General features: G+C 60.6%; 17 protein-coding genes and 1 other RNA gene. 7 read left to right on the top strand and 11 right to left on the bottom strand.

What is annotated here, in order from left to right; translation table 11 throughout:
- Positions 1–6 precede the first annotated feature (6 nt).
- Together H663_RS33930 and H663_RS33925 are read left to right on the top strand one after the other, a co-directional pair.
- Positions 7–540, top strand: coding sequence for a winged helix DNA-binding protein (locus H663_RS33930; protein ID WP_053174217.1), 534 nt, complete (start codon positions 7–9; stop codon positions 538–540).
- Positions 541–561: 21 nt separating this feature from the next.
- Positions 562–4,233, top strand: a complete 3,672-nt coding sequence (locus H663_RS33925) for a hydantoinase B/oxoprolinase family protein (RefSeq protein WP_053174219.1) — start codon at positions 562–564, stop codon at positions 4,231–4,233.
- 476 nt (positions 4,234–4,709) lie between these two features.
- On the opposite strand, the gene H663_RS33920 is transcribed toward H663_RS33925, so the two are convergent.
- The 11 genes from H663_RS33920 to H663_RS33870 all read right to left on the bottom strand — a co-directional run bounded on the left by H663_RS33920 (position 4,710) and on the right by H663_RS33870 (position 16,996).
- A complete protein-coding gene (locus tag H663_RS33920) occupies positions 4,710–5,012 on the bottom strand; it encodes a ComEA family DNA-binding protein (protein ID WP_053174221.1) in 303 nt (100 codons plus the stop codon).
- Positions 5,013–5,115: 103 nt separating this feature from the next.
- Positions 5,116–6,273 (bottom strand): lipopolysaccharide assembly protein LapB, encoded by a 1,158-nt coding sequence (gene lapB / locus H663_RS33915; protein WP_053174222.1) that lies wholly within the window; start codon positions 6,271–6,273, stop codon positions 5,116–5,118.
- Positions 6,263–6,541 (bottom strand): LapA family protein, encoded by a 279-nt coding sequence (locus H663_RS33910; RefSeq protein WP_053174224.1) that lies wholly within the window; start codon positions 6,539–6,541, stop codon positions 6,263–6,265. Before H663_RS33910 ends, lapB begins: the two co-directional genes overlap by 11 nt.
- Positions 6,542–6,676: 135 nt before the next feature.
- On the bottom strand, positions 6,677–7,060 hold the full coding sequence (locus tag H663_RS33905) for an integration host factor subunit beta (RefSeq protein ID WP_476738481.1): 384 nt from the start codon (positions 7,058–7,060) through the stop codon (positions 6,677–6,679).
- Positions 7,061–7,098: 38 nt separating this feature from the next.
- Entirely contained in the window at positions 7,099–8,778 is a 1,680-nt protein-coding gene (gene rpsA, locus H663_RS33900) for a 30S ribosomal protein S1 (RefSeq protein ID WP_053174227.1), read from the bottom strand.
- Between the two features lie 216 nt (positions 8,779–8,994).
- A complete protein-coding gene (locus tag H663_RS33895) occupies positions 8,995–10,986 on the bottom strand; it encodes a bifunctional 3-phosphoshikimate 1-carboxyvinyltransferase/cytidylate kinase (RefSeq protein WP_053174229.1) in 1,992 nt (663 codons plus the stop codon).
- Positions 10,987–10,990: 4 nt separating this feature from the next.
- Positions 10,991–11,887 (bottom strand): prephenate dehydrogenase, encoded by an 897-nt coding sequence (locus H663_RS33890; RefSeq protein ID WP_240620531.1) that lies wholly within the window; start codon positions 11,885–11,887, stop codon positions 10,991–10,993.
- Between the two features lie 7 nt (positions 11,888–11,894).
- Complete coding sequence (pheA, locus tag H663_RS33885; protein WP_053174231.1) at positions 11,895–12,995, bottom strand: prephenate dehydratase; 1,101 nt, start codon at positions 12,993–12,995, stop codon at positions 11,895–11,897.
- Positions 12,996–13,020: 25 nt separating this feature from the next.
- Positions 13,021–14,112: a 3-phosphoserine/phosphohydroxythreonine transaminase gene (serC, locus tag H663_RS33880; RefSeq protein ID WP_053174232.1), complete on the bottom strand. Its 1,092-nt coding sequence runs from the start codon at positions 14,110–14,112 to the stop codon at positions 13,021–13,023.
- Positions 14,113–14,115: 3 nt separating this feature from the next.
- Positions 14,116–16,758, bottom strand: coding sequence for a DNA gyrase subunit A (gene gyrA / locus H663_RS33875; RefSeq protein WP_053174234.1), 2,643 nt, complete (start codon positions 16,756–16,758; stop codon positions 14,116–14,118).
- A 4-nt stretch (positions 16,759–16,762) separates the two neighbouring features.
- Complete coding sequence (locus tag H663_RS33870) at positions 16,763–16,996, bottom strand: hypothetical protein (protein ID WP_053174236.1); 234 nt, start codon at positions 16,994–16,996, stop codon at positions 16,763–16,765.
- On the opposite strand from H663_RS33870, the gene ompA reads away from it, so the two are divergent.
- The 5 genes from ompA (at position 16,995) to polA (ending at position 22,648) form a co-directional block, all read left to right on the top strand.
- Complete coding sequence (gene ompA / locus H663_RS33865) at positions 16,995–17,651, top strand: outer membrane protein OmpA (RefSeq protein WP_053174238.1); 657 nt, start codon at positions 16,995–16,997, stop codon at positions 17,649–17,651. The two genes, H663_RS33870 and ompA, sit on opposite strands and share 2 nt — an antisense overlap.
- Positions 17,652–17,742: 91 nt before the next feature.
- A complete protein-coding gene (gene ubiG / locus H663_RS33860; RefSeq protein WP_053174240.1) occupies positions 17,743–18,462 on the top strand; it encodes a bifunctional 2-polyprenyl-6-hydroxyphenol methylase/3-demethylubiquinol 3-O-methyltransferase UbiG in 720 nt (239 codons plus the stop codon).
- Positions 18,463–18,464: 2 nt separating this feature from the next.
- Positions 18,465–19,130: an HAD-IA family hydrolase gene (locus tag H663_RS33855; RefSeq protein WP_053174242.1), complete on the top strand. Its 666-nt coding sequence runs from the start codon at positions 18,465–18,467 to the stop codon at positions 19,128–19,130.
- 13 nt (positions 19,131–19,143) lie between these two features.
- Positions 19,144–19,532, top strand: a transfer-messenger RNA (tmRNA) gene (gene ssrA, locus H663_RS33850).
- A 257-nt stretch (positions 19,533–19,789) separates the two neighbouring features.
- Complete coding sequence (polA, locus tag H663_RS33845) at positions 19,790–22,648, top strand: DNA polymerase I (RefSeq protein ID WP_053176774.1); 2,859 nt, start codon at positions 19,790–19,792, stop codon at positions 22,646–22,648.
- The last annotated feature ends 332 nt before the right edge of the window (positions 22,649–22,980 follow it).

The raw sequence follows: 22,980 nt of genomic DNA, 5'->3' as shown, positions 1-22,980 counted from the left end.
CGCCCCATGCCGCGCAAAAAATCAACCGCTTCGGCCAACGCCAACCACATCGTGTCCTCGGCCCATCTGGTCTCGCCCGACAGCGCCGAGATGAGCGAATTCGAGTTTGGCCTGATCGTGGCGGGCAACGCCTTTCACCGCTGGATCATCCATTGCATGGCCGCAGCCGGGCTGAAGGATTTGACACCGCTGGATGTGCTGGTGCTGCACCACGTCACGCACCGTGCGCGCGACAAGCGCCTGGCCGACATCTGTTTCATCATGAACATCGAAGACACGCATTTGGTCAATTACGCCCTGAAAAAGTTGCAAGGCCTGGGCGTGGTGGTGTCGCAAAAGAATGGCAAAGATGTGACTTATGCGGCGACCGATGAAGGGCGCGGCTATGTGCAGCGCTACCGCGAAATCCGCGAAAGCTGCCTGATTGATGCCCTCAAAGCCGACGACGGTCTGAACCGCGACATTGGCGAGTTGGCCCGATTGCTGCGTGTGCTTTCGGGCATGTATGACCAGGCGGCGCGTGCGGCTGCCTCTTTGTGAATTTGAAGGCTTGATTGACTTATGACTGAATCCCACATCTCACCCGCTGGCAAAAACCGTTGGCAATTTTGGATTGACCGGGGCGGCACCTTCACCGACGTGGTGGGCAAGCGGCCTGACGGCACTTTGGTCACGCACAAGCTGCTGTCTGAAAACCCCGAGCAGTACCGAGACGCGGCCGTGGCGGGCATTCGCCATTTGCTGGGCCTCAAAGCTGGCGAGCCGGTCACACCCGAACAGGTGGAGTGCGTGAAGATGGGTACCACTGTGGCCACCAACGCTCTGCTGGAGCGCAAGGGCGAAGCCACCCTGCTGGTGACCACGCAGGGCTTTGGCGACGCGCTGCGCATCGCCTACCAAAACCGCCCCCGTTTATTTGACAGACAGATTGTGTTGCCCGAGTTGCTCTACAGCGCTGTGGTCGAGGCACAAGAGCGCGTGACGGTGGATGGCGAGGTGTTGCAGCCACTCGACGAAGCGCATTTGCGCACCCAATTGGTGAACAGTTTTGCGCAAGGTGTGCGCTCGGTGGCGGTGGTGTTCATGCACGGCTGGCGGCACACGGCGCACGAGCAGGCCGCAGCGCGGCTGGCGCGAGAAGTGGGCTTCACCCAGGTCAGCACCTCGCACCAGACCAGCCCGATGATGAAGCTGGTCAGCCGGGGCGACACCACGGTGGTCGATGCTTATTTGTCGCCCATCTTGCGCCGCTATGTGGACCAGGTGGCCAGCGAGATGCCGGGTGTGAAACTGATGTTCATGCAGTCTTCGGGCGGCCTCACGGACGCGCAGGTGTTCGCGGGCAAGGATGCGATTTTGAGCGGCCCGGCGGGCGGCATTGTGGGCATGGCCCGCACGGCGCAGTTGGCGGGTCACTACAAGGTGATTGGTTTTGACATGGGGGGCACCTCCACCGATGTGTCGCACTTTGCCGGGCAGTTCGAGCGCGAGTTCGAAACCCAGGTGGCGGGTGTGCGCATGCGTGCGCCCATGATGAGCATCCACACCGTGGCTGCGGGCGGCGGGTCTTTGTTGGCCTATGACGGTGCGCGGTTTCGGGTGGGGCCGCAAAGCGCGGGGGCCAACCCGGGCCCGGCCAGTTACCGCCGTGGCGGGCCGCTGGCTGTGACCGATGCGAACGTGATGGTGGGCAAGGTGCAGCCGAAGTTTTTTCCGTCGGTCTTTGGCCCAGAAGCCAACCAGCCGCTGGACGCTGAAGTGGTGCGGGGGCATTTTGCAAAACTGGCCACGCAAACCGGGCGCGCTGCCGAAGACGTGGCGCACGGTTTCATCCAGATCGCGGTGCAGCAGATGGCCAACGCGATCAAGAAAATCTCGGTGGCACGGGGCTACGACGTGACGCGCTACACCTTGCAGTGCTTTGGCGGCGCGGGCGGGCAGCATGCGTGTCTGGTGGCTGATGCTTTGGGCATGTCGCAGGTGCTGGTGCACCCGCTGGCGGGCGTGCTCTCGGCCTATGGCATGGGCTTGGCCGACCAGAATGTGATGCGCGAGGAATCCATCGAGCGGCGCTTGGATGCCGCCGCCATGCCCTTCATGGCCGAGCGTTTGCAGGCTTTGGGCGAGACCTCGCGCCAAGCCCTGCTGGCGCAAATGGGCGTGGATGCTGGAGGTGCTGACCGAATTGAACTGCGCCAACGCGCGCATTTGCGTTACGAAGGTACCGACTCGGCGCTGGTCGTGCCCTGGGGCGATCAAGCCCAGTTAGTAACCGGGTTTGAGGCGGCGTACCGACAGCGTTTTGCCTTTTTGATGCAGGGCAAGGCCCTGGTGGTTGAGGCGGTGTCGGTCGAGGCGGTGTTGCCCGGCGATGCCCCCGAAGAAGCCGTGCTGGCCGTGCACCCGCAGCGCGATGTGCCGCGCCGCGACACGGTGCAGGTGTATGCCGCCAACGCGCAAGGCGTGGCCGAGTGGCAGGGCGCGGCGCTGGTGGTGCGCGAAGACATGCGCCCCGGCGATGTGATCGATGGCCCCGCCATCATTGCCGAGAAAAACGCGACCACGGTGGTGGAAGCTGGTTGGCAAGCACGATTGACGGCTCTGGACCATTTGCTGCTGGTGCGCGTGCAAGCGCGGGCTGTGCAGCACGCTGCAGGCACGCAGGCCGACCCGGTGCTGCTGGAGGTGTTCAACAACCTGTTCATGAACATCGCCGAGCAGATGGGCTTACAACTGCAAAACACGGCCTACTCGGTCAACATCAAGGAGCGACTGGACTTTTCGTGTGCCTTGTTCAGCTCCGACGGGCATTTGATCGCCAACGCGCCGCACATGCCGGTGCATTTGGGCTCGATGGGCGAGAGCATCCAGACCGTGATCCACGAAAACAAGGGACGCATGCAGCCAGGCGATGTGTTTGTGCTGAACGACCCGTACCACGGCGGCACGCACTTGCCTGACATCACGGTGATCACTCCGGTCTACCTGGACGGTCACACAGACCCTGTGTTTTATGTCGGCTCACGCGGCCACCACGCCGATGTGGGCGGCTTGACGCCGGGCTCCATGCCGCCGTTTTCCACGCGCATCGAAGAAGAGGGCGTGCAGATCAACAACGTCAAACTGGTCGAGGCGGGGCATCTGCGCGAAGCCGAGATGGTGGCGCTGCTGCAAAGTGGCGAATACCCCTCGCGCAACCCGGCGCAGAACATGGCCGATCTGAAGGCGCAAATTGCCGCCAACGAAAAAGGCGTGCAAGAGCTGCGCCGCATGGTGGAGCAGTTTGGCTTGGACGTGGTGCAGGCTTATATGCGCCATGTGCAGGACAACGCCGAAGAATCGGTGCGCCGTGTCATCACGCGCCTCAAAGACGGGACGTTCACTTTCCCCTTGGACAACGGTGCGCAGATCCAAGTGGCGGTGCGCGTCAATGCCGCAGACCGCACGGCCGAGATCGACTTCACTGGCACCAGCGCCCAGCTGCCCAACAACTTCAACGCCCCGCGGGCGGTGTGCATGGCAGCGGTGCTCTACGTGTTCCGCAGTCTGGTGGACGACGACATCCCGTTGAACGCCGGTTGCCTCAAGCCGCTCAAGGTCATCATTCCGCAGGGCTCCATGCTCAACCCCAATCCACCCGCTTCGGTGGTGGCGGGCAATGTGGAAACCTCAACCTGCATCACCAACGCGTTGTTTGGCGCTTTGGGCGTGATGGCGGGCAGCCAGCCGACCATGAACAATTTCACCTTTGGCAATGCGCGGGTGCAGTACTACGAAACGATTTCGGGCGGCAGCGGCGCGGGTGGGCGCTATAACGCGCAAGGCCAGTTGGTGGGTGGTTTTGACGGCACCTCGGTGGTGCAAACCCACATGACCAATTCACGCCTGACCGACCCCGAGGTGTTGGAGTTCCGCTTTCCGGTGCGGCTCGAAAGCTACGCGATACGCCAGGGCTCGGGTGGTGCGGGGCGCTGGCATGGCGGCGACGGCGGGGTGCGGCGCGTGCGCTTTTTGGAGCCGATGACGGCGGGCATTTTGTCCAACGGTCGCATTCATCCTGCCTTTGGCATGGCGGGCGGGCACAGTGGATTGCCGGGCATCAACCGCGTGGTGCGCAGCGACGGCACAGTGCAGGAGCTGGGTCACATTGGCCAGGTCGAGATGCAGGTGGGCGATGTGTTTGAAATCCATACGCCGGGCGGTGGCGGGTTTGGCAAGCCTGAGCGGGGCTGAACCCAACGTCGGGGTCTTCGACCACCGACCTACGAGGGGGTCTGTAGGTCGGCACTCGCAGAGTCCGACAAGTCGCTGCATGACCGGTATCGCCTGCTCAGATGCAGTGACGATTTGACGCAAATGTCGGGGTCTTCGACCACCGACCTGCGAGGGGGTCTGTAGGTCGGCACTCGCAGAGTCCGAGAAGTCACCGCATGACCGGTATCGCCTGTTCAGGCGCAGTGCCGATTCGACGCAAACGTCGGGGTCTTCGACCACCGACCTGCGAGGGGGTCTGTAGGTCGGCACTCGCAGAGTCCGACAATTCGCTGCATGACCGGTATCGCCTGCTCAGGTGCAGTGCCGATTCGACGCTTGCGTGCTCACCCACATGCCTCGTTCAGGCCTTGCCGGTGTGCACACAACCTTCGGGGTCTTTGACCACCGACCTGCGAGGGGGTCCGACATGGCCGAATTCGCCCAAGGCAGCGATGTCAGCGCTTGGGCGGCGTGCTGGCAGGGGCCTGGGCATAGCCTTGGCCTTGCACCTGGACACCTTGCTCAGACAGGCTTGTAGCCTTTTTGGGGCCGATGCCTTTGACGCGTTGCATCACGTCCGGCCAATCGCGAAAGGGGGCTTTTTTGCGCTCACTCATCACCTCGCGGCTCAAGGTGGGGCCAACGCCTTTGAGGCCGTCGAGTTCAATTTCTGTGGCTTTGTTCAAATCAATTGACTGGGCCATGCTGAGTCCTGCAAACGCAAAAGCCAGCCATAGAGTGGCAATTTTTTTCAACATGCTTGTTCTCCTTCAGCAGACTGCGATGTGCAGCCGCTTTATTTTGGGAACTTAAATACGCTAAAAATAGAGAGCAAACCCTTTGTTCAGGAGCAGGGCTGCTTCACAGTTCCTCCACCCTTCTGGGTGGGTAGCTGTCCCAAGCCTGGCAGCCCGGGCAATGCCAAAAGTGCTCTTTGGCCTCAAAGCCGCAAGCGGCGCATCGGTAACGGGCCAATGGCCGTATGGCTTGTTCCAGCGCTTTTTGCACCGGTGCGGGCAAAGGCTGAGGCTGCTGGTTTTGTCCGGTCAACCAGCGTGTGGCGGCCATCAGGGAGGGCTGTTTTTGCAAATGATCCAGGTACAGCTGCTGTGCTTGAGCGGCCCCATCCGGATCATTGGCTTGCAATGTGGTGATGGCTTCGAGCACGTCAATGCAGGGTTGGCGCTGGTAGTGGGCGTTGAGCAGCTTCAGGGCTTCCTGTGTCTGCTGGGCCAATAGTGCCGCCTTGGCCAAGCTGGCTGCGGCCAGAGGGGCGGTGATATCGGCGCGCTCAAACAGGGTCGACAGAGTGTGAAAAGCGGTTTGGGCCTGTCCTTGCGACAGTTGCAACTGTCCGAGCAGGATGCGGGGTCTGGGCGCTGTGGGTGTGTTTTGAATGACTGCCGTCAATATGCCCAGGGCTTTGACCGCATCGCCTTGCTGAACCGCTTCGCGGGCCAGCTCGCACTGGTAATGCGCCATGCGGATGCCAAAGTTGGCTTCGCCCGAGTTTTCCAGCAATCGGGCCACGCTGGTCGCTTCTGGCCATTCGCGTGACCGTTCGTAGATGGCCAGTCGAGCCAGGCGGGCCTGGCCTTCATAGCTGGTGCCTTCGAGCTTGCGCAGGGCTTCTTCGGCGCGGTCGAGCAGACCGGCTTTCAGAAAATCGAGGGCCAGACCGTGCTGGGCGCGTTGTCGGTCGGCATTGTTCAAGTCACCTCTGGAGATCAGGTGTTCGTGCACGCGCACAGCGCGGTCGTATTCGCCCCGGCGGCGAAACAGATTGCCCAAGGCAAAGTGCAGTTCGGAGGTGTCAGGATCGTTTTGAACGGCTTCGATGAAGGCGTCGATGGCCTGGTCCTGCTGTTCATTGAGCAGGTAATTGAGGCCCTTGAAGTAAGCGCGTGGGGCTTGGCGGTTGGCAATGCGCATCTGGCGCAAATCCAGCCGTGAGGCCACCCAGCCCAAGGCAAAGGCGGCTGGCAGGCCCAGCAAAATCCAGGTCAGGTCAAATTCCACGGGGTACCTCGGTGGTGGGCGTCGGGGTGACGATTTGTTGACGCGCTGCCTGGCGATGACGCCACCAGCGCGGCACCATGCCCAGCACGCCAATCACCACCCCGAGGCTGAAGGCCGACAAGACCACCAACACGGTGGGTGCAGCCCAGTAAGTGCCAAAAAAGAAATTCACGCGTGTTTCTTGCTGGTTGTTCAGCGCAAAAGCAAACAGGGTGAAAAAAACAGCTGCTTTCAGTAGCCACTGAAGCAGCCTGAGCAGACGTTTCATGAATGACCTCGGGAAGCTGCAAACATTCTAACGGGGCATGTGTGCTGTGGAGGCTGGCGAAAGGTGCCGCTTTGGTGCTGTGGCCCACGGCGATGGGGGCTGAGCATGCATTCTTCGGGGATTTCAGCCGCCGATTTACAAAATGGTGGAGGATGATGCCGCTTTGGCGGCGGCGGTGCCTGCGTCGACGGCTTCGCGCAAGGCTTTGCCAGGTTTGAAATGGGGGACCCGTTTTTCGGGAATTTGAACGCTCTCACCCGAGCGAGGGTTGCGTCCGACACGAGGTGGGCGACGGTTGATGGAAAAACTTCCAAAGCCGCGAATTTCAATGCGGTGGCCCTTGGCCAAGGCGTCGCTCATGGCATCAAGCACGGTTTTGACCGCCAATTCCGCGTCGCGGTGGGTCAGTTGCGCAAAGCGCGCTGCAAGTTCTTCAACCAGATCGGAGCGGGTCATGTGCGTTGGGCGTTGGGCGTTGAACGTTGAGCGTTGAGCGAATAGGGCAGTTAACCCATGCACTTCGCTCAACGTCAAACGCTCAACGCTTAACAGTCACTTCAGTTGTTGTCCAGCTTGGCACGCAGCAAAGCGCCCAGGCTGGTGGTGCCAGCGTTTTCGCTCTTGGATTGCTGCGACAGGGAAGCCATGGCTTCTTGCTGGTCAGCTTGGTCCTTGGCCTTGATGGACAGCTGGATGTTGCGGGTCTTGCGATCCACGTTCACCACGACAGCGGTCACTTCATCGCCGACTTTGAGCACATGGCTGGCGTCTTCCACGCGGTCACGCGAGATTTCGCTGACACGCAGGTAGCCCACGATGTCTTCACCCAGATCGATTTCAGCGCCCTTGGCATCCACGGTCTTGACCTTGCCTGTGACGGTCTGGCCTTTGTCATTGATGGAGGTGAAGGTGGTGAAAGGATCGGAGTCGAGCTGTTTGATGCCCAAGCTGATGCGCTCGCGGTCCACGTCCACAGCCAAGACCAAAGCCTCGACTTCTTGACCCTTCTTGAATTCGCGCACGGCGTTTTCGCCGGACTCGTTCCAGGACAGGTCAGACAGGTGCACCAGGCCGTCGATACCGGCAGCCAGACCCACGAACACGCCGAAGTCGGTGATCGACTTGATCGGGCCCTTGACGCGGTCACCGCGCTTGGTGTTTTGAGCGAACTCTTGCCATGGGTTGGCACGGCACTGCTTCATGCCCAAGCTGATACGGCGCTTGTCTTCGTCGATCTCGAGGACCATGACTTCAACTTCGTCACCCAATGCAACGATCTTGGAAGGGGCCACATTCTTGTTGGTCCAGTCCATCTCAGACACGTGCACCAGGCCTTCGATGCCGGGTTCGAGTTCCACAAACGCGCCGTAGTCGGCGATGTTGGTGATCTTTCCGAACATGCGGGTGCCCTGTGGGTAGCGGCGGTTGACGCCCATCCATGGGTCGTCGCCCATTTGCTTCAGACCCAAGGACACGCGGTTTTTCTCGGTGTCGAACTTGAGGATCTTGGCAGTGATTTCCTGACCCGCAGTGACCACTTCGGAGGGGTGACGGACACGGCGCCATGCCATGTCGGTGATGTGCAGCAAACCGTCGATGCCGCCCAGGTCCACGAACGCACCGTATTCGGTGATGTTCTTGACCACACCGTGAACGATGGAGCCTTCGCGCAATGTTTCCATCAGCTTGGCGCGCTCTTCGCCCATGGAGGCTTCCACCACAGCGCGGCGTGACAACACGACGTTGTTGCGCTTGCGGTCGAGCTTGATGACCTTGAATTCCAGGGTCTTGTTCTCATAGGGTGACAAGTCTTTGGTGGGACGTGTGTCGACCAAAGAGCCAGGCAAGAAAGCGCGGATGCCATTGACCAACACGGTCAGGCCACCCTTGACTTTGCCGCTGGTCACGCCAGTGACGAACTCGCCGGATTCCAGGGCTTTTTCCAAAGACATCCAGGAAGCCAAACGCTTGGCGGTGTCGCGCGACAAGATGGTGTCGCCGTAACCGTTTTCGATGGAGCCGATGGCCACCGAGACAAAGTCGCCGACCTGGACTTCGACTTCACCCTGGTCGTTCTTGAACTCTTCGAGGGGCACGTAGGACTCGGACTTGAGACCGGCGTTGACCACGACGAAGTTGTGTTCGATGCGCACGACTTCAGCGGTGATGACTTCACCAGGGCGCATTTCGGTACGTTGCAGGGATTCCTCAAAGAGGGCGGCAAAAGATTCAGACATGTGATTTCCTCATCCACAAGGCAGGACTGACGAGCGCGACATGCGTCGTTTCCAGGAGCTGACTGTGGCGATTGGTTTGCGGGGTGAACCGCGGTTGGTTTGTCAAAAACCACCTGGCCAGTGTGCAAGCTGCACGAAGAGAGCCGGGTGGAACTTCAGGTCAGCCTGCGCAGGGCAGGCTGGGTTGGCCGTGTTCGGTCAATTAACTTGGGTTGGTTAACCGAAAACCTGCCGGCTTTGCCACCAGACCATCACCTGTTCCACCGAGGCTTCGATGGTCAAGGACGAGTTGTCCAGTTGCAAGGCATCTTGTGCGGGCTTGAGTGGCGCCACGCTGCGGGATGTGTCCCGTGCGTCGCGCGCTTCCAAGTCAGCGCGAAGAGCGTCGATGTTAGCCGAAAAACCCTTCAAAATCAATTGCTTATGCCGTCTTTCGGCCCTTTGGCCGGCGCTGGCGGTCAAAAACACCTTCAAAGGGGCTTCTGGAAAGATCACCGTGCCCATGTCGCGGCCGTCGGCCAAGAGGCCGGGCAGGCGCTGAAAACTGTGTTGCAGATCGACCAGCGCTTGGCGCACTGCTGGCAAGACAGAGACTTTGGAGGCGTTCATGCCGCCTTGCTCGCTGCGGATCGCGTCGGTCACGTCCACGTTGTTCAGCAGCACCTGCTCGCCTTCAAAGCACACGGGCAGGCACCGGGCCAGCTCGGCAATGGCGGCTTCGTCTGCGGTTTCGAGTGTGAGGCCAGCTTGCAAAGCGGCGTGGGCCGTGACGCGGTAGAGCGCGCCCGAGTCCAGGTAGTGGTAACCCAGCTGCGCGGAGACGCGGCTGGCCAGTGTGCCTTTGCCAGATGCGGTGGGGCCATCGATGCAAATCACCGGAATGTTGTGGGCGGCTGTGTGCGCCACCGAGAACAGGGCCTCAAAGTAGTCTGGGAAGGTCTTGGCCACGCACTTGGGGTCTTCGATGCGCACCGGAACCTGGTCTGCGTTGAACGCCGCCAGCGAGAAGCACATGGCCACGCGGTGGTCGTCGTAGGTGTGGATGCTGGCACGCTGCCACTTGTCCGAAGGCAGTGGGTGGATGGTGATCCAGTCCGGACCTTCTTCCACGGTGGCACCAAGCTTGCGGCTTTCGGTGGCCATGGCCGCAATGCGGTCGGTTTCCTTCACACGCCAGCTGGCGATGTTGCGCAGCGTGGTGGGGCCGTCGGCATACAGCGCCATCACGGCCAAGGTCATGGCCGCGTCGGGGATGTGGTTGCAGTCAAGCGTGATGCCTTTGAGCGGCCACGCACCTCGCTGAATTTCGAGCCAGTTGGGGCCGCTGGTGATCTTGGCACCCATTTGCGCTGCGGCGTCCATGAAGCGGATGTCGCCCTGTATGGAGTCGGCACCGACGCCTTGAATGCGGATGCCGCTGCCTTGGGCGATGGCCCCGAGTGCGATGAAGTAGCTGGCGGACGATGCGTCGGCTTCGACGTGGATGCTGCCTGGCGACTGGTAGCGGCTGCCCGCTGGGATGACAAAGCGCTCCCAGCCCTGACGTTCAACCGCGATGCCGTAGCGGGCCAGCAGGTTGAGCGTGATTTCGATGTAGGGCTTGCTGATGAGTTCGCCCACCACCTCGATGGTGATGGCGCGGTCCTGCGCTGCCAGCGGCAGGGCCATCAGCAGTGCGGTGAGGAACTGGCTGGACACATCGCCGCGTACCGGAATGGGCTTGTCCAGTTGCAGCTTGGGCTGGCCAATGTGCAGCGGCGGGTAGCCCTCGTTGCCCAGGTAGTCGATGGCGCAGCCCAGCTCGCGCAGGGCGTCCACCAGGTCGCCAATGGGCCTCTCGTGCATGCGGGGCACGCCTTTGAGCGTGAAGTCGCCGCCTTGAACGGCCAGCGCAGCGGTGAGCGGGCGCATGGCGGTTCCTGCGTTGCCCATGAAAAATTCAATGGCCTCAGTCGGCCAGGTGCGGCCACCCAGGCCCGTGATCGTCACCGTGGTGCCATCGACCTGAACGCCGCAGCCCAGTTGGCGCAGTGCGGCCAGCATCACGCGGGTGTCGTCCGAGTCCAGCAGGTCGTGGACCACGGTGGTGCCTTGGCACAGTGCCGAGAGCAGCAGTACGCGGTTGGAGATGCTTTTGGAGCCGGGCAGGGTGACGGTGCCGGATGCGCCTTGCAGCGGCGGGAGGTCGAGAAAGGCGGTGGAGAACATGGGGTCAGTCTTCAGAGGCGGTGTTGCAAGCGTTGCCCGCTTGCAGCGTCCAGGCCGAGCGCACGTCGCTGGCCTGTTGAATCAGTTGCTGCAGCGCGGCGGTGTCGCCTTGCGTCAAGGTGTTTTCAAACTTGTCGAGCGCGACGCGAAAGTGCGCCATCTGCGTGAGCACTTCGGCCCGGTTGGCGCTCAGGATGTCGCGCCAGACGGCCGGGTCACTGGCAGCGATGCGCGAAAAATCCCGAAAGCCCGGGCCTGCCATCTCTAAAAACGCAGCGCCTTGCGGCTGCGTGCTGAGTGCATTGACAGACGCAAATGCCAACAAGTGGGGCAAGTGGCTGACGGCCGCAAAAGTGGCGTCATGTGCCTCGGGCGTCATGTGGCTCACATGGCTGCCGATGGCGGTCCAGACCTCGCTCGCCGTTTTGATTTGACGGATGCTGTTTTGTGGCAAGGGCGTGAGGATGGTGCGGCGCGCTTGGTAGAGCGTGCCCTCGGCGTGCTCGATGCCGGCCACCTCTTTGCCCGCAATCGGGTGGGCAGGAACAAAGCCATTGAGGCGTTCGCCCAGTGCGGCACGGGCTGCCGCAATGACGTCGCATTTGGTGGAGCCCACGTCCATCAGCAAGGCGCTGGGCGAGAGGGCGTCTCGCAGCGCAGAAAAGCTACTGTGCATGGCCCCCACGGGCACGGCCAGCAAGACCAAATCGGCATCCAGCACCGCCTCGGCGACGCTGCTGCAGGCTTGGTCGATGACATCCAACTCTACGGCGCGTTGGCGTGTTTTTTCGGAGGCACTGAACCCCGTGATGTGCTGCACCAGGCCCGCTTGGCGCAGCGCGAGCGCAAACGAGCCGCCCATCAGGCCGCAGCCAATCAGGGCCAGGCGTTGGAACTTCACTGTGGGCTCACTCGGGTACAGGGAAAGAACCCAGCACCTTGTAAAACGCGCACAGGCCTTGCAACTCTTGCAAGGCCGCAGCCACATGGGGCTCGCTGATGTGGCCTTGCAGGTCAATGTAGAAGTAATACTCCCACTGGCCGGATTTGGCTGGGCGCGACTCGAAACGTGTCATGGACACGCCATTGTTTTTGAGCGGCACCAGCAAATCGTGCACGGCACCCGGCCGGTTGGGCACCGATACCACAAGGCTGGTGCAGTCTTTGCCCGAGGCGGGTGGTGTGGCCAAGGTTTGTGGCAAAGCGATCACGGCAAAGCGGGTGCGATTGAACGCTTCGTCCTGGATGGCGTGGTGCACGATGTGCAGACCAAACTGGCTGGCTGCGCGTTCGCTGGCCAAAGCTGCCCAGGCTGGGTTGGTGGCCGCCAGACGCGCACCTTCGGCGTTGCTGGACACGGCGCGGCGCTCTACATGCGGCAGGTGTTTGGACAGCCAGCCCTGGCACTGGGCCAGCGCTTGGGGGTGCGCCATCACCACCTCAATACCCGCGTCTGAATTGAGCTGTCGCAGCAAATTGAAGCGCACTTGCAAGCTGACTTCGCCCACCACATGCACGGGCGAGCGCAGGAACAAATCGAGCGAGCGGGCGACCACGCCTTCGGTGGAGTTTTCCATGCCGACCACGCCATACTGGGCTGTGCCCGCAGCGGTGGCGTGAAACACTTCGTCGAAGTTGGCGCAGTAAATCAGGTTGGCGGCGCTGCCAAAAAACTCGATGGCTGCTTGTTCGCAAAAGGTGCCCTGAGGCCCAAGCACTGCCACGCGCTGTGGGGCCTCAAGTGCCAGGCAGGCTGACATGATCTCGCGCCAGATGGAGGCGACGTGTTCGTTTTTGAGCGGCCCGGGGTTGGCTTCGGTGATTTTGTCGATGACTTGGGCCACGCGGTCGGGACGGAAGAAGGGCGAGCCTTCGGCGCGTTTGATCTCGCCCACTTGTTCGGCCACATGGGCGCGTTGGTTCAGCAGGCTCAGCAGCTGTTTGTCCAGCGCGTCGATCTGCACACGCAAGGCGCCCAGGGCGTCCGACTGAATGGGTGGTTGGCTCATGTCCGCAGGTCTTTCAGGGCCGGGTTCAGGCCAGTGTTTTTTCAAATTCACGCATGTAGGCCACCAAAGCCTGCACGCCTTCGATCGGCATGGCGTTGTAAATGCTCGCCCGCATGCCACCGACTGTTTTGTGGCCCTTGAGTTGCAACAAGTTGGCGGCTTTGGCTCCTGCCAAAAAGGCCTCGTTGCGCGACTCGTCGCGCAAGAAGAAAGGCACGTTCATGCGCGATCGGCAGTCTTTGGCGACACGGTTTTCGAACAGGCTGGAGCTGTCGAGAAAGTCGTACAACAGTTGGGCCTTGGCGATGTTGCGCTGCTCCATGGCGGCAATGCCGCCATTTTTTTTCAGCCACTGGAACACCAGCCCGGCGATGTAGATGCTGTAGGTGGGTGGGGTGTTGTACATCGACTGGTTGTCGGCCACCAGTTTGTAGTCAAAGGCGCTGGGGCAATGGGGCAGGGCGTGGCCGATCAGGTCTTCACGCACGATCACTAAGGTCAGGCCTGCTGGGCCCAGATTCTTTTGTGCGCCGCCGAAGGCCAGGCCCACTCGCGACCAGTCTACCGGGCGCGAGGCCACATGCGAGGAAAAGTCCACCACCAGCGGGGCGTCGCAACCCAATGCCTTGAGGTCAGGCAGTTCGTGAAATTCCACGCCGTGGATGGTTTCGTTGCCGCAAATGTGAACATAGCGGGTATGGGCACCGATTTGCCAAGTGGCAGGTGCGGGCAAGGTGGTGAAGCCGTCGGCTTGCGCCGAGGCTGCCACGCGGGCTGGCCCGTACTTGCCCGCTTCCTTGAGCGACTTTTGGCTCCAACTGCCCGTGAGCACAAAGTCCATGGCCCCGCCTTGCGACAGGTTCAGCGGCACGATGGCGTTTTCAGCCAAGCCGCCGCCTTGCATGAACAAAATCTTGAAGTGTGCGGGCACCGCCAGCAACTCGCGCAGGTCTGCTTCGGCTTGCTCGTAAATGCTGATGAACTCTTTGCCGCGATGGCTCATCTCCATCACGCTCATGCCAGAACCATGCCAGTCGAGCATTTCTGCTGCAGCTTGTTGCAACACAGCCTCGGGCATGATGGCCGGACCCGCCGAAAAGTTGAAGGCGCGCCCCATCACTTATTCCGCTGCAGGCGTGCTGTCGTCCGTCGGTGCCTCGGCATCGCCATCGGCGGCATTCGCGTCGTTTTCCACGATGCGTTGCAGGCCCGACAGCTTGGCGCCTTCGTCCAAGCCGATCAGGGTCACGCCTTGTGTGGCGCGGCCCAGCTCGCGGATTTCGGACACGCGGGTGCGCACCAAAACACCGGTGTCGGTGATCAGCATGATTTCGTCGTCGGCGTGCACCAAGGTGGCGGCCACGACTTTGCCGTTGCGCTCGGATTGCTGGATGGCGATCATGCCTTTGGTGCCACGGCCGTGGCGCGTGTATTCGGTGATGTTGGTGCGCTTGCCATAGCCGTTTTCTGTGGCCGTGAGCACGCTTTGGGTTTCGTCTTCCGCCACCAGCATGGCGATCACGCTTTGGGTTTCTTCGATCATCATGCCGCGCACGCCGCGCGCACTGCGGCCCAGGGGGCGCACATCGTTTTCGTCAAAACGCACGGCTTTGCCGCCATCGCTGAACAGCATCACGTCATGCTTGCCGTCAGTCAGCGCTGCGCCGATCAAAAAGTCACCTTCGTCCAGGTTCACTGCAATGATGCCGCCCTTGCGGGGGTTGTTGAACTCGTCGAGCGAAGTCTTTTTGACTGTCCCCATGGACGTGGCCATGAACACGAACTGGTCTTCAGGAAAGGTGCGTGCTTCGCCGGTCAGAGCCAGCACGACGTTGATTTTTTCGCCTTCTTGCAAGGGGAACATGTTGACGATGGGGCGACCGCGTGAGCCGCGTGAACCGGCCGGCACTTCCCAAACCTTGAGCCAATACAACCGCCCCCGGTTGGAGAAGCACAGCAGGTAGTCGTGTGTGTTGGCGATGAAGAGCTGGTCGATCCAGTCGTCTTCTTTGGTGGCGGCGGCTTGTTTGCCACGGCCACCGCGCTTTTGCGATCGGTATTCAGAAAGTGGCTGGCTCTTGATGTAGCCGCTGTGCGAGAGCGTGACCACCATGTCGGTGGGCGTGATCAGATCCTCAGTAGACAGGTCTTGTGCGCTGTGTTCGATTTCGCTGCGACGAGCACCGATCTTGGTCTGGCCAAATTCCTGGCGCACGGTGCCCAGCTCGTCGCCAATGATGGTCGAGACGCGCTCGGGTTTGGCCAGGATGTCCAGCAGGTCTTCGATTACGGCCATCACCTCTTTGTATTCAGCGACGATCTTGTCCTGTTCCAGACCGGTCAGACGTTGCAGACGCATCTGCAAAATTTCTTGCGCCTGCGTTTCGGACAGGCGGTACAGGCCGTCCTGGTTCAGGCCGTATTCACGTTCAAGGCCTTCGGGGCGGTAGTCGTCGGCATTGATGACCGAGCCGTCTTCGCGGGCGCGGGTGAGCATGGTGCGAACCATCTGGCTATCCCAGGCGCGGTTCATCAGCTCAACTTTGGCCACGGGTGGCGTGGGCGCATTGCGGATGATGGCAATGAAGTCGTCGATGTTGGCCAAGGCCACAGCCAGGCCTTCGAGCACGTGACCACGGTCGCGTGCCTTGCGCAACTCGAACACGGTGCGGCGCGTGACGACTTCGCGGCGGTGCTGCAAGAAGACCTGGATCAGGTCTTTCAGGTTGCACAGCTTGGGCTGGCCGTCGATCAGTGCCACCATGTTCATGCCGAAGGTGTCCTGCAACTGGGTCTGCTTGTACAAGTTGTTGAGCACCACCTCGGGCACTTCGCCACGCTTGAGCTCGATCACCACCCGCATGCCGGACTTGTCGGACTCGTCCTGGATGTGGCTGATGCCTTCTATCTTCTTCTCATGAACCAGCTCGGCTATGCGTTCCAGCAGTGTCTTTTTATTCACCTGGTAGGGCAGTTCGTCCACGATGATGGATTGGCGCTGGCCCTTGTCGATGTCTTCAAAGTGGCACTTTGCGCGCATGACCACGCGACCCCGGCCCGTGCGGTAGCCGTCCTTGACTCCGGTGATGCCGTAGATGATGCCGGCGGTCGGGAAGTCCGGTGCCGGAATGATTTCCATCAGCTCGTCGATGGAAGCTTCCGGGTTGCGAAGCAAATGCAGACAGGCATCCACCACTTCATTGAGGTTATGCGGCGGGATGTTGGTGGCCATGCCCACGGCAATACCGCCTGAGCCGTTGATCAGCAAGTTGGGCAGGCGTGAGGGCAGTACCAGCGGTTCTTTTTCTGAACCATCGTAATTGGGGCCGAAGTCGACGGTTTCCTTGTCGATGTCACCCAGCATTTCGTGGGCGATCTTGGCCAGGCGGATTTCGGTGTAACGCATGGCCGCAGCGTTGTCACCGTCCACCGAACCGAAGTTGCCCTGACCATCGACCAGCATGTGGCGCATCGAGAAATCTTGCGCCATCCGCACGATGGTGTCGTACACAGACTGGTCGCCGTGCGGGTGGTATTTGCCGATCACGTCACCCACGATACGGGCCGACTTTTTATAAGGACGGTTCCAGTCGTTGTTCAGCTCGTGCATGGCGAACAAGGCACGGCGGTGAACTGGCTTCAAACCGTCACGCGCGTCTGGCAGGGCACGACCCACAATCACGCTCATGGCGTAATCGAGGTAGCTGCGCCGCATTTCCTCTTCCAGACTGATGGGCAGTGTTTCTTTGGCGAACTGTGTCATATATTCAGAGGAAGGAAATAGGAGCGCGATGTAAAGCTGTGATTTTAGGTGCAAGCGTGTGTCGCATGCATGCAACAATTTTCATTCGTTCCAAGGTGGCTTTGGCAGGTATGTGCAGCATTTCACGATTCAGTGTCTTGTCTATGGCACAATATTTAGTAACGAATCGGGTGAAGGTCATCTGGTCCGTCTTTTTTCGCAGCGAGTCTGCGGCTTTATCCCTCAAGAGGAAGAACATGAAAAAACTCAGCAAAGTGGCAATGTTGTTGGCCTCCGCAGCTCTCGCAACCGCTGCCAGCGCTCAAACCGTTGACAACTGGCGCAATGGCTCTGGCGAACTGGTCTGGAAAAACGGCACCCAAGAGCTGTGCTGGCGCGATGCCAACTGGACACCTGCAACTGCAGCTGCCGGTTGTGATGGCGCTATCGTGGCCCCTAAGGCTGCTGCTCCTGCTCCTGCTCCTGCAGCACCTGCCGCCGCAGCTCCAGCTCCTAAAGCCGCAGCCCCCGCAGCAGCTGCTCCTGCACCAGCCGCCGCCACTAAAGTCACCTATGCTGCTGACGCATTCTTTGACTTCGACAAGTCGGTCCTGAAAGCTGAAGGCAAAGCCAAGCTGGACGACCTGGTCGGCAAAGTCAAGGGCATCAACCTGGAAGTCATCATTGCTGTGGGTCACACCGACTCCGTGGGTGCTGATGGTTACAACCAGAAGCTGTCCGTCAAGCGTTCCGACGCTGTGAAGGCCTATTTGGTGTCCAAGGGCATCGAAAAGAACCGCGTTTACACCGAAGGCAAAGGCGAGAAGCAGCCAGTGGCTGACAACAAGACTTCTGCTGGCCGTTCCAAGAACCGCCGCGTGGAAATCGAAGTTGTGGGCACACGCCCTAACTGATCCATTGCCATGATCACGAAAAGCCCCAGCGATGGGGCTTTTTTTCGTCCTTGTTTTTGGTTTTCTCGCCTGTTGACCGACAATCCTGTCCATGAATGTCTCCTCAACTCCCGCCCCTAACGTCGATCCGGCCGAACTGGCCAAGTTTTCTGACCTGGCCCACCGCTGGTGGGATCCTGAAAGCGAATTTCGCCCCCTGCACCAGATCAACCCCTTGCGACTGGAGTGGATTCATGGCTTGGTCCCGCTTACCGGCTTGAGCGTGGTCGATGTGGGCTGCGGCGGCGGCATTTTGGCTGATGCGATGGCGCGCAAAGGTGCCAAGGTGCTGGGCATTGACTTGGCCACCAAATCCCTCAAAGTTGCTCAGCTGCATGCACTGGAGGCCGGTACCGAAGGCGTTCAATACCGCGAAGTGAGTGCCGAAAGCCTGGCCGTAGAACAGCCTGGGCAATTTGATGTGGTCACCTGCATGGAGATGTTGGAGCATGTGCCAGACCCTGCCTCGGTGGTCAAAGCCTGTGCCCAAATGGTCAAACCCGGCGGTTGGGTCTTCTTCTCGACGCTCAACCGCAACCCCAAGTCATTCCTTTTCGCGATCGTCGGGGCTGAATACATTTTGAACCTGTTGCCTAAAGGCACGCACGAATTTGCCCGACTGATCAAGCCCAGCGAGTTGACAGCCTGGGCGCGCGAAGCCGGACTGGACGCCCAAGGCTTCAAGGGCATGGAATACAACCCCTTCACCAAGCGGTATTGGCTCAGCCAGGACACCAGCGTGAACTATTTGCTCGCCTGCCGGAAAGCCTGAACATGTTTCAACATGCACAAGCCGTTTTGTTTGACCTGGACGGCACCTTGATTGACAGCGCCCCGGATTTGGGTGCAGCGGTGGACAAAATGCGGGTCGACCGTGGCTTGCCCTCTTTGCCCCTGGAGCATTACCGCCACATGGCCGGAGCTGGTGCCCGGGGCATGCTGGGCATCGCCTTTGAGATGACACCCGAGCACCCCGACTTCGAGGCCATGAAAGAAGAGTTTTTCGTCAACTACGAAAACTGCATGACCGAACGCACCCGCATCTTCGATGGCGTGGTGGACATGATCGAGCGCCTGGTGGCACTGGGCCTGCCATGGGGCGTGGTGACCAACAAATCCAGCCGATTCACCGATCCGCTCACCTCGGCCATGCCCTTGTTCGCCACGGCCGGGACCATCGTCAGCGGCAACACCACCCCGCACGCCAAACCACACCCCGAACCCCTTTTCGAGGCCGCACGACGTTTGGCCATCGACCCGGCCCGGTGCGTGTATGTCGGAGACGATGAGCGTGACATCGTCGCGGGTCTGGCCGCCGGCATGGGCACTGTGGCCGCCACCTACGGTTATTTAGGCCAGCAGACCGATATTTCGCGCTGGAATGCCCATTTGCACATTGATTCTCCGACAGAGCTCTTGAAATTCCTGCAAAGCGCCTAAAATAGTCCACTCAGGGGCTGCACTGGTTTCGACATGGGTTCGGACGCGTGGCAGGGCATGTCGAGGTTCTGATCCTCGTTAATCTTCGGAAAAAAAACTAACTGCAAACGACGAACGTTTCGCACTCGCCGCTTAATCCGGTGAGCCTTGCAACAGTTGGCCGATAGGCTGGGTCAGGGTGATGAGGGTGTTAAAGCCCTCAAAGTCCTGGCTGCAAGGTAAAACATATGGGCTGGCATCACCTCGGGTACCTTGGGGTGGTGTGAGAAAAAAGGGTGCTGGCTGGGTGTTCAGCGTGTCGCTGCGCGGTTCATTTGGCGAGACTCAAATCAGACGACTACACATGTAGAACTGTACGAAAAAGACTTATGGACGGGGGTTCAAATCCCCCCAGCTCCACCATATGCAAATCCAAGGGCGTTTACTGGCATCCAGTAAACGCCCTTTTTCATTGGGAAATCAAGGGTTTGCAGTCCGGTGACGTTCGTTATGGTGCATTGACTGCAAGCCGGTTTGTGGGGCGCATGCCGGGGCATTGAAGTCGTTTGCGGCGGTTCCCTGCATTTGCGACCGATCGACCGCAGTGAGATCTTCCTGTTCATCGAATTTTCTTGGCCTGGACACATTCCGGGGCAAGTGCTCCCATGCACAATCGGGGCATGAGCGACACGAATCCCGACACTTCCACCCCCTCTTCCTCAACCAAACCTGCCTTGTTGCTGGTCGATGGCTCCAGCTATTTATACCGCGCCTTCCACGCCATGCCCGACCTGCGGGCCGTGCCGGGCGACCCGAGCAGCCCCGCCACTGGGGCGATTCGCGGCATGATCAACATGATGGAGCGGCTGCGCAAGGACGTGCCTGCTGTTTATGCCGCCTGCGTGTTCGACGCAAAAGGCCCCACTTTCCGTGACGAGCTGTACCCCGCCTACAAAGCCAATCGCAGCCCCATGCCCGACGACTTGCGCTCGCAGATCGAGCCGATCCATGAGCTGGTTCGCCTGATGGGCTGGACGGTGCTTGACGTGCCCGGCGTGGAGGCCGACGACGTGATCGCCACCCTGGCCCATGTGGCCGCGCAGCAAGGTATCGAGGTCACGGTGTCGAGCGGCGACAAGGACCTGAGCCAGTTGGTCAATGAGCACATCACCATCATCGACACGATGAACGGCAAGGTGCGCGACGTGGCGGGCGTGACTGCAGAGTTTGGCGTGCCGCCTTCGCTGATGATCGACTACCAGACCTTGGTGGGCGACACGGTGGACAACGTGCCCGGCGTGGCCAAGGTGGGCCCCAAGACGGCGGCCAAGTGGCTGATGGAATACGGATCGCTTGACAACCTGATGGCGCATGCCCACGACATCAAAGGTGTGGCGGGCGAGAACCTGCGCCAGGCTGTGGACTGGCTGCCAAAAGGCCGCGCCTTGGTGTCCATGAAAACCGATTGCGACCTGAACGGCTGGGTGCCAGATCTGCCCTCATTGGCCAGCTTGCATCTGCACGCGCCTGACAAAGAAAAGTTGTTGAATTTCTACCAGACCTATGGCTTCAAGGGCCTGGTGCAGTCGCTGGGCGGGGCCATGCCATCGCCTGTGGCCAAGGCAAAAGCGGCCAAACCCAAAGACACAGGCATGGGGGATTTGTTTGGATCGGCACCTGACGAGGAGCCTGCAGCTGCCCCTGTGCTCGACACCGCAGCGAGCTCGGTGCAAGGCGAGCTGCAATACGACACCGTCCTCGACTGGGCCGCGTTCTACACTTGGCTGGCCCGCATCGAACAAGCCCCGCTCACTGCCATCGACACCGAAACCACCTCTTTGGACGCCATGCGCGCCGAAATCGTGGGCATTTCGCTCAGCGTCACGCCCGGCGAGGCGGCCTACATCCCGTTGGCCCACAACGGTCCGGCTGCGCCCGAGCAGCTGCCTTTGGCCGAAGTGCTGGCCAAGCTCAAGCCCTGGCTGGAAAACCCGGCCCGCCACAAGCTGGGCCAGAACATCAAATACGACCGCCATGTGTTCGCCAACCATGGCATCGAGGTGCAGGGCTACGCCCACGACACCATGCTGGAGAGCTATGTGCTCGAGGTGCACAAGCCGCATGGCCTCTCCAGCCTGGCCGAGCGCCATGTGGGCCGCAAGGGCGTGACCTATGAAGACCTGTGCGGCAAAGGTGCCCACCAGATCCCGTTTGCGCAGGTGGAAGTGGACAAGGCGGCGCACTATTCGTGCGAAGACTCGGACCAGTGCCTGGACGTGCACTTGGCGCTGTGGCCGCAGATCGAGGCGCACGCGGGGCTCAAGTACGTTTACGAGCTGGAGATCGCTACCAGCGAATCTCTTTACCGCATCGAGCGCAACGGGGTGCTGATCGATGCGCCCACGCTGGCCGCACAAAGCCAGGCGTTGGGCGAGCGCATCGTGCAGCTCGAAACCGAGGCCTACGAGATCGCCGGGCAGCCCTTCAACCTGTCCAGCCCCAAGCAGCTGGGCGAGATCTTTTTTGACAAGCTGGGCCTGCCCGTCATCAAGAAAACCGCCACGGGCGCGCGCAGCACCGACGAAGAGGTGCTCGAAAAACTGGCCGAAGACTACCCGCTGCCCGCCCGCATCCTGGAGCACCGCAGCCTGGCCAAGCTAAAAGGCACTTACACCGACAAGCTGGCGCAATTGGCCTTGCCGCGCACGGGCCGTGTGCACACGAATTACGCCCAAGCGGTGGCCGTCACGGGCCGTCTGTCGAGCAACGAGCCGAACCTGCAAAACATCCCGGTGCGCACCGCAGAGGGCCGCAAGGTGCGCGAGGCCTTTGTGGCCCCTGCAGGCTGCGTGATTGCGAGCGCCGATTACAGCCAGATCGAGCTGCGCATCATGGCGCACCTGAGCGACGACCCGGCTTTGCTCAAGGCCTTTCATGAAGGGCTGGACGTGCACAAGGCCACGGCCGCCGAGGTGTTTGGCGCAACGCCCGACACGGTGAGCAGCGAGCAGCGCCGTTACGCCAAGACCATCAACTTTGGCCTGATTTACGGCATGAGTGCGTTTGGTTTGGCCAAGGCGCTCACCATCGACAACACGGCCGCCAAGAACTACATCACTCGCTACTTCGAGCGTTTTGCCGGGGTCAAGCACTACATGGACGCCACCCGTGAACAGGCCAAGGCGCTGGGTTATGTGGAGACCGTGTTTGGCCGCCGCCTGATGCTGCCCGAGATCAACAGCCCCAACGGCCCGCGCCGCGCCGGGGCCGAGCGCGCCGCCATCAACGCACCCATGCAGGGCACAGCGGCTGACCTGATCAAGCTGAGCATGGTGGCGGTGCAAAAAGCGCTCGACGAACAAGGCAAGACCACCAAGGTCATCATGCAGGTGCACGACGAATTGGTGTTTGAAGTGCCCGAGGCCGAGGTGGAATGGGTGCGCACCGAAGTCCCGCGCATCATGGCGGGTGTGGCCGATTTGAAAGTGCCGCTGTTGGCCGAAGTGGGTTTTGGGCCGAATTGGGAGAAGGCGCATTGAGGGGCGTTGCGACGCAGCAGATGCTCGGATCTGCCGGCATTTTGCAGGTCGGAGGCTTAGCCCCGACACTGCGCGCAGTCAGCATCCATGCCACCTGCACATGGAAAGCCTTCTTTTGTCGGCTGTTCCATGTGTTTTATGCGGCCTCAGTCAAGCCTATTGATCCGGCACACTGAAGGTTGAAATGCGTGAGACATGTCATCTCGCAGGTCGGCACCCGCAGAGTCCGACGTTATTGGTTTCGGCACAGGCCCATGTCGGAGTCTTTGACCGCCGACCTACAACAGCTTTGCGCATTGAAAACTTCACAGGGCCGAATCAATAGTGAATTT

It is taken from the genome of Limnohabitans planktonicus II-D5 (assembly GCF_001270065.2).
GTDB lineage: Bacteria > Pseudomonadota > Gammaproteobacteria > Burkholderiales > Burkholderiaceae_C > Limnohabitans_A > Limnohabitans_A planktonicus.
This window is presented reverse-complemented; position numbering and strand designations above follow the sequence as displayed.

Coding starts and splice junctions, on each gene's coding strand:
- H663_RS33930 (WP_053174217.1), top strand. CDS start 7: ATGCCGCGCAAAAAATCAACCGCTTCGGCCAACGCCAACCACATCGTG.
- H663_RS33925 (WP_053174219.1), top strand. CDS start 562: ATGACTGAATCCCACATCTCACCCGCTGGCAAAAACCGTTGGCAATTT.
- H663_RS33920 (WP_053174221.1), bottom strand. CDS start 5,012: ATGTTGAAAAAAATTGCCACTCTATGGCTGGCTTTTGCGTTTGCAGGA.
- H663_RS33910 (WP_053174224.1), bottom strand. CDS start 6,541: ATGAAACGTCTGCTCAGGCTGCTTCAGTGGCTACTGAAAGCAGCTGTT.
- rpsA (WP_053174227.1), bottom strand. CDS start 8,778: ATGTCTGAATCTTTTGCCGCCCTCTTTGAGGAATCCCTGCAACGTACC.
- H663_RS33895 (WP_053174229.1), bottom strand. CDS start 10,986: ATGTTCTCCACCGCCTTTCTCGACCTCCCGCCGCTGCAAGGCGCATCC.
- pheA (WP_053174231.1), bottom strand. CDS start 12,995: ATGAGCCAACCACCCATTCAGTCGGACGCCCTGGGCGCCTTGCGTGTG.
- serC (WP_053174232.1), bottom strand. CDS start 14,112: ATGGGGCGCGCCTTCAACTTTTCGGCGGGTCCGGCCATCATGCCCGAG.
- gyrA (WP_053174234.1), bottom strand. CDS start 16,758: ATGACACAGTTCGCCAAAGAAACACTGCCCATCAGTCTGGAAGAGGAA.
- ompA (WP_053174238.1), top strand. CDS start 16,995: ATGAAAAAACTCAGCAAAGTGGCAATGTTGTTGGCCTCCGCAGCTCTC.
- H663_RS33870 (WP_053174236.1), bottom strand. CDS start 16,996: ATGTTCTTCCTCTTGAGGGATAAAGCCGCAGACTCGCTGCGAAAAAAG.
- ubiG (WP_053174240.1), top strand. CDS start 17,743: ATGAATGTCTCCTCAACTCCCGCCCCTAACGTCGATCCGGCCGAACTG.
- H663_RS33855 (WP_053174242.1), top strand. CDS start 18,465: ATGTTTCAACATGCACAAGCCGTTTTGTTTGACCTGGACGGCACCTTG.
- polA (WP_053176774.1), top strand. CDS start 19,790: ATGAGCGACACGAATCCCGACACTTCCACCCCCTCTTCCTCAACCAAA.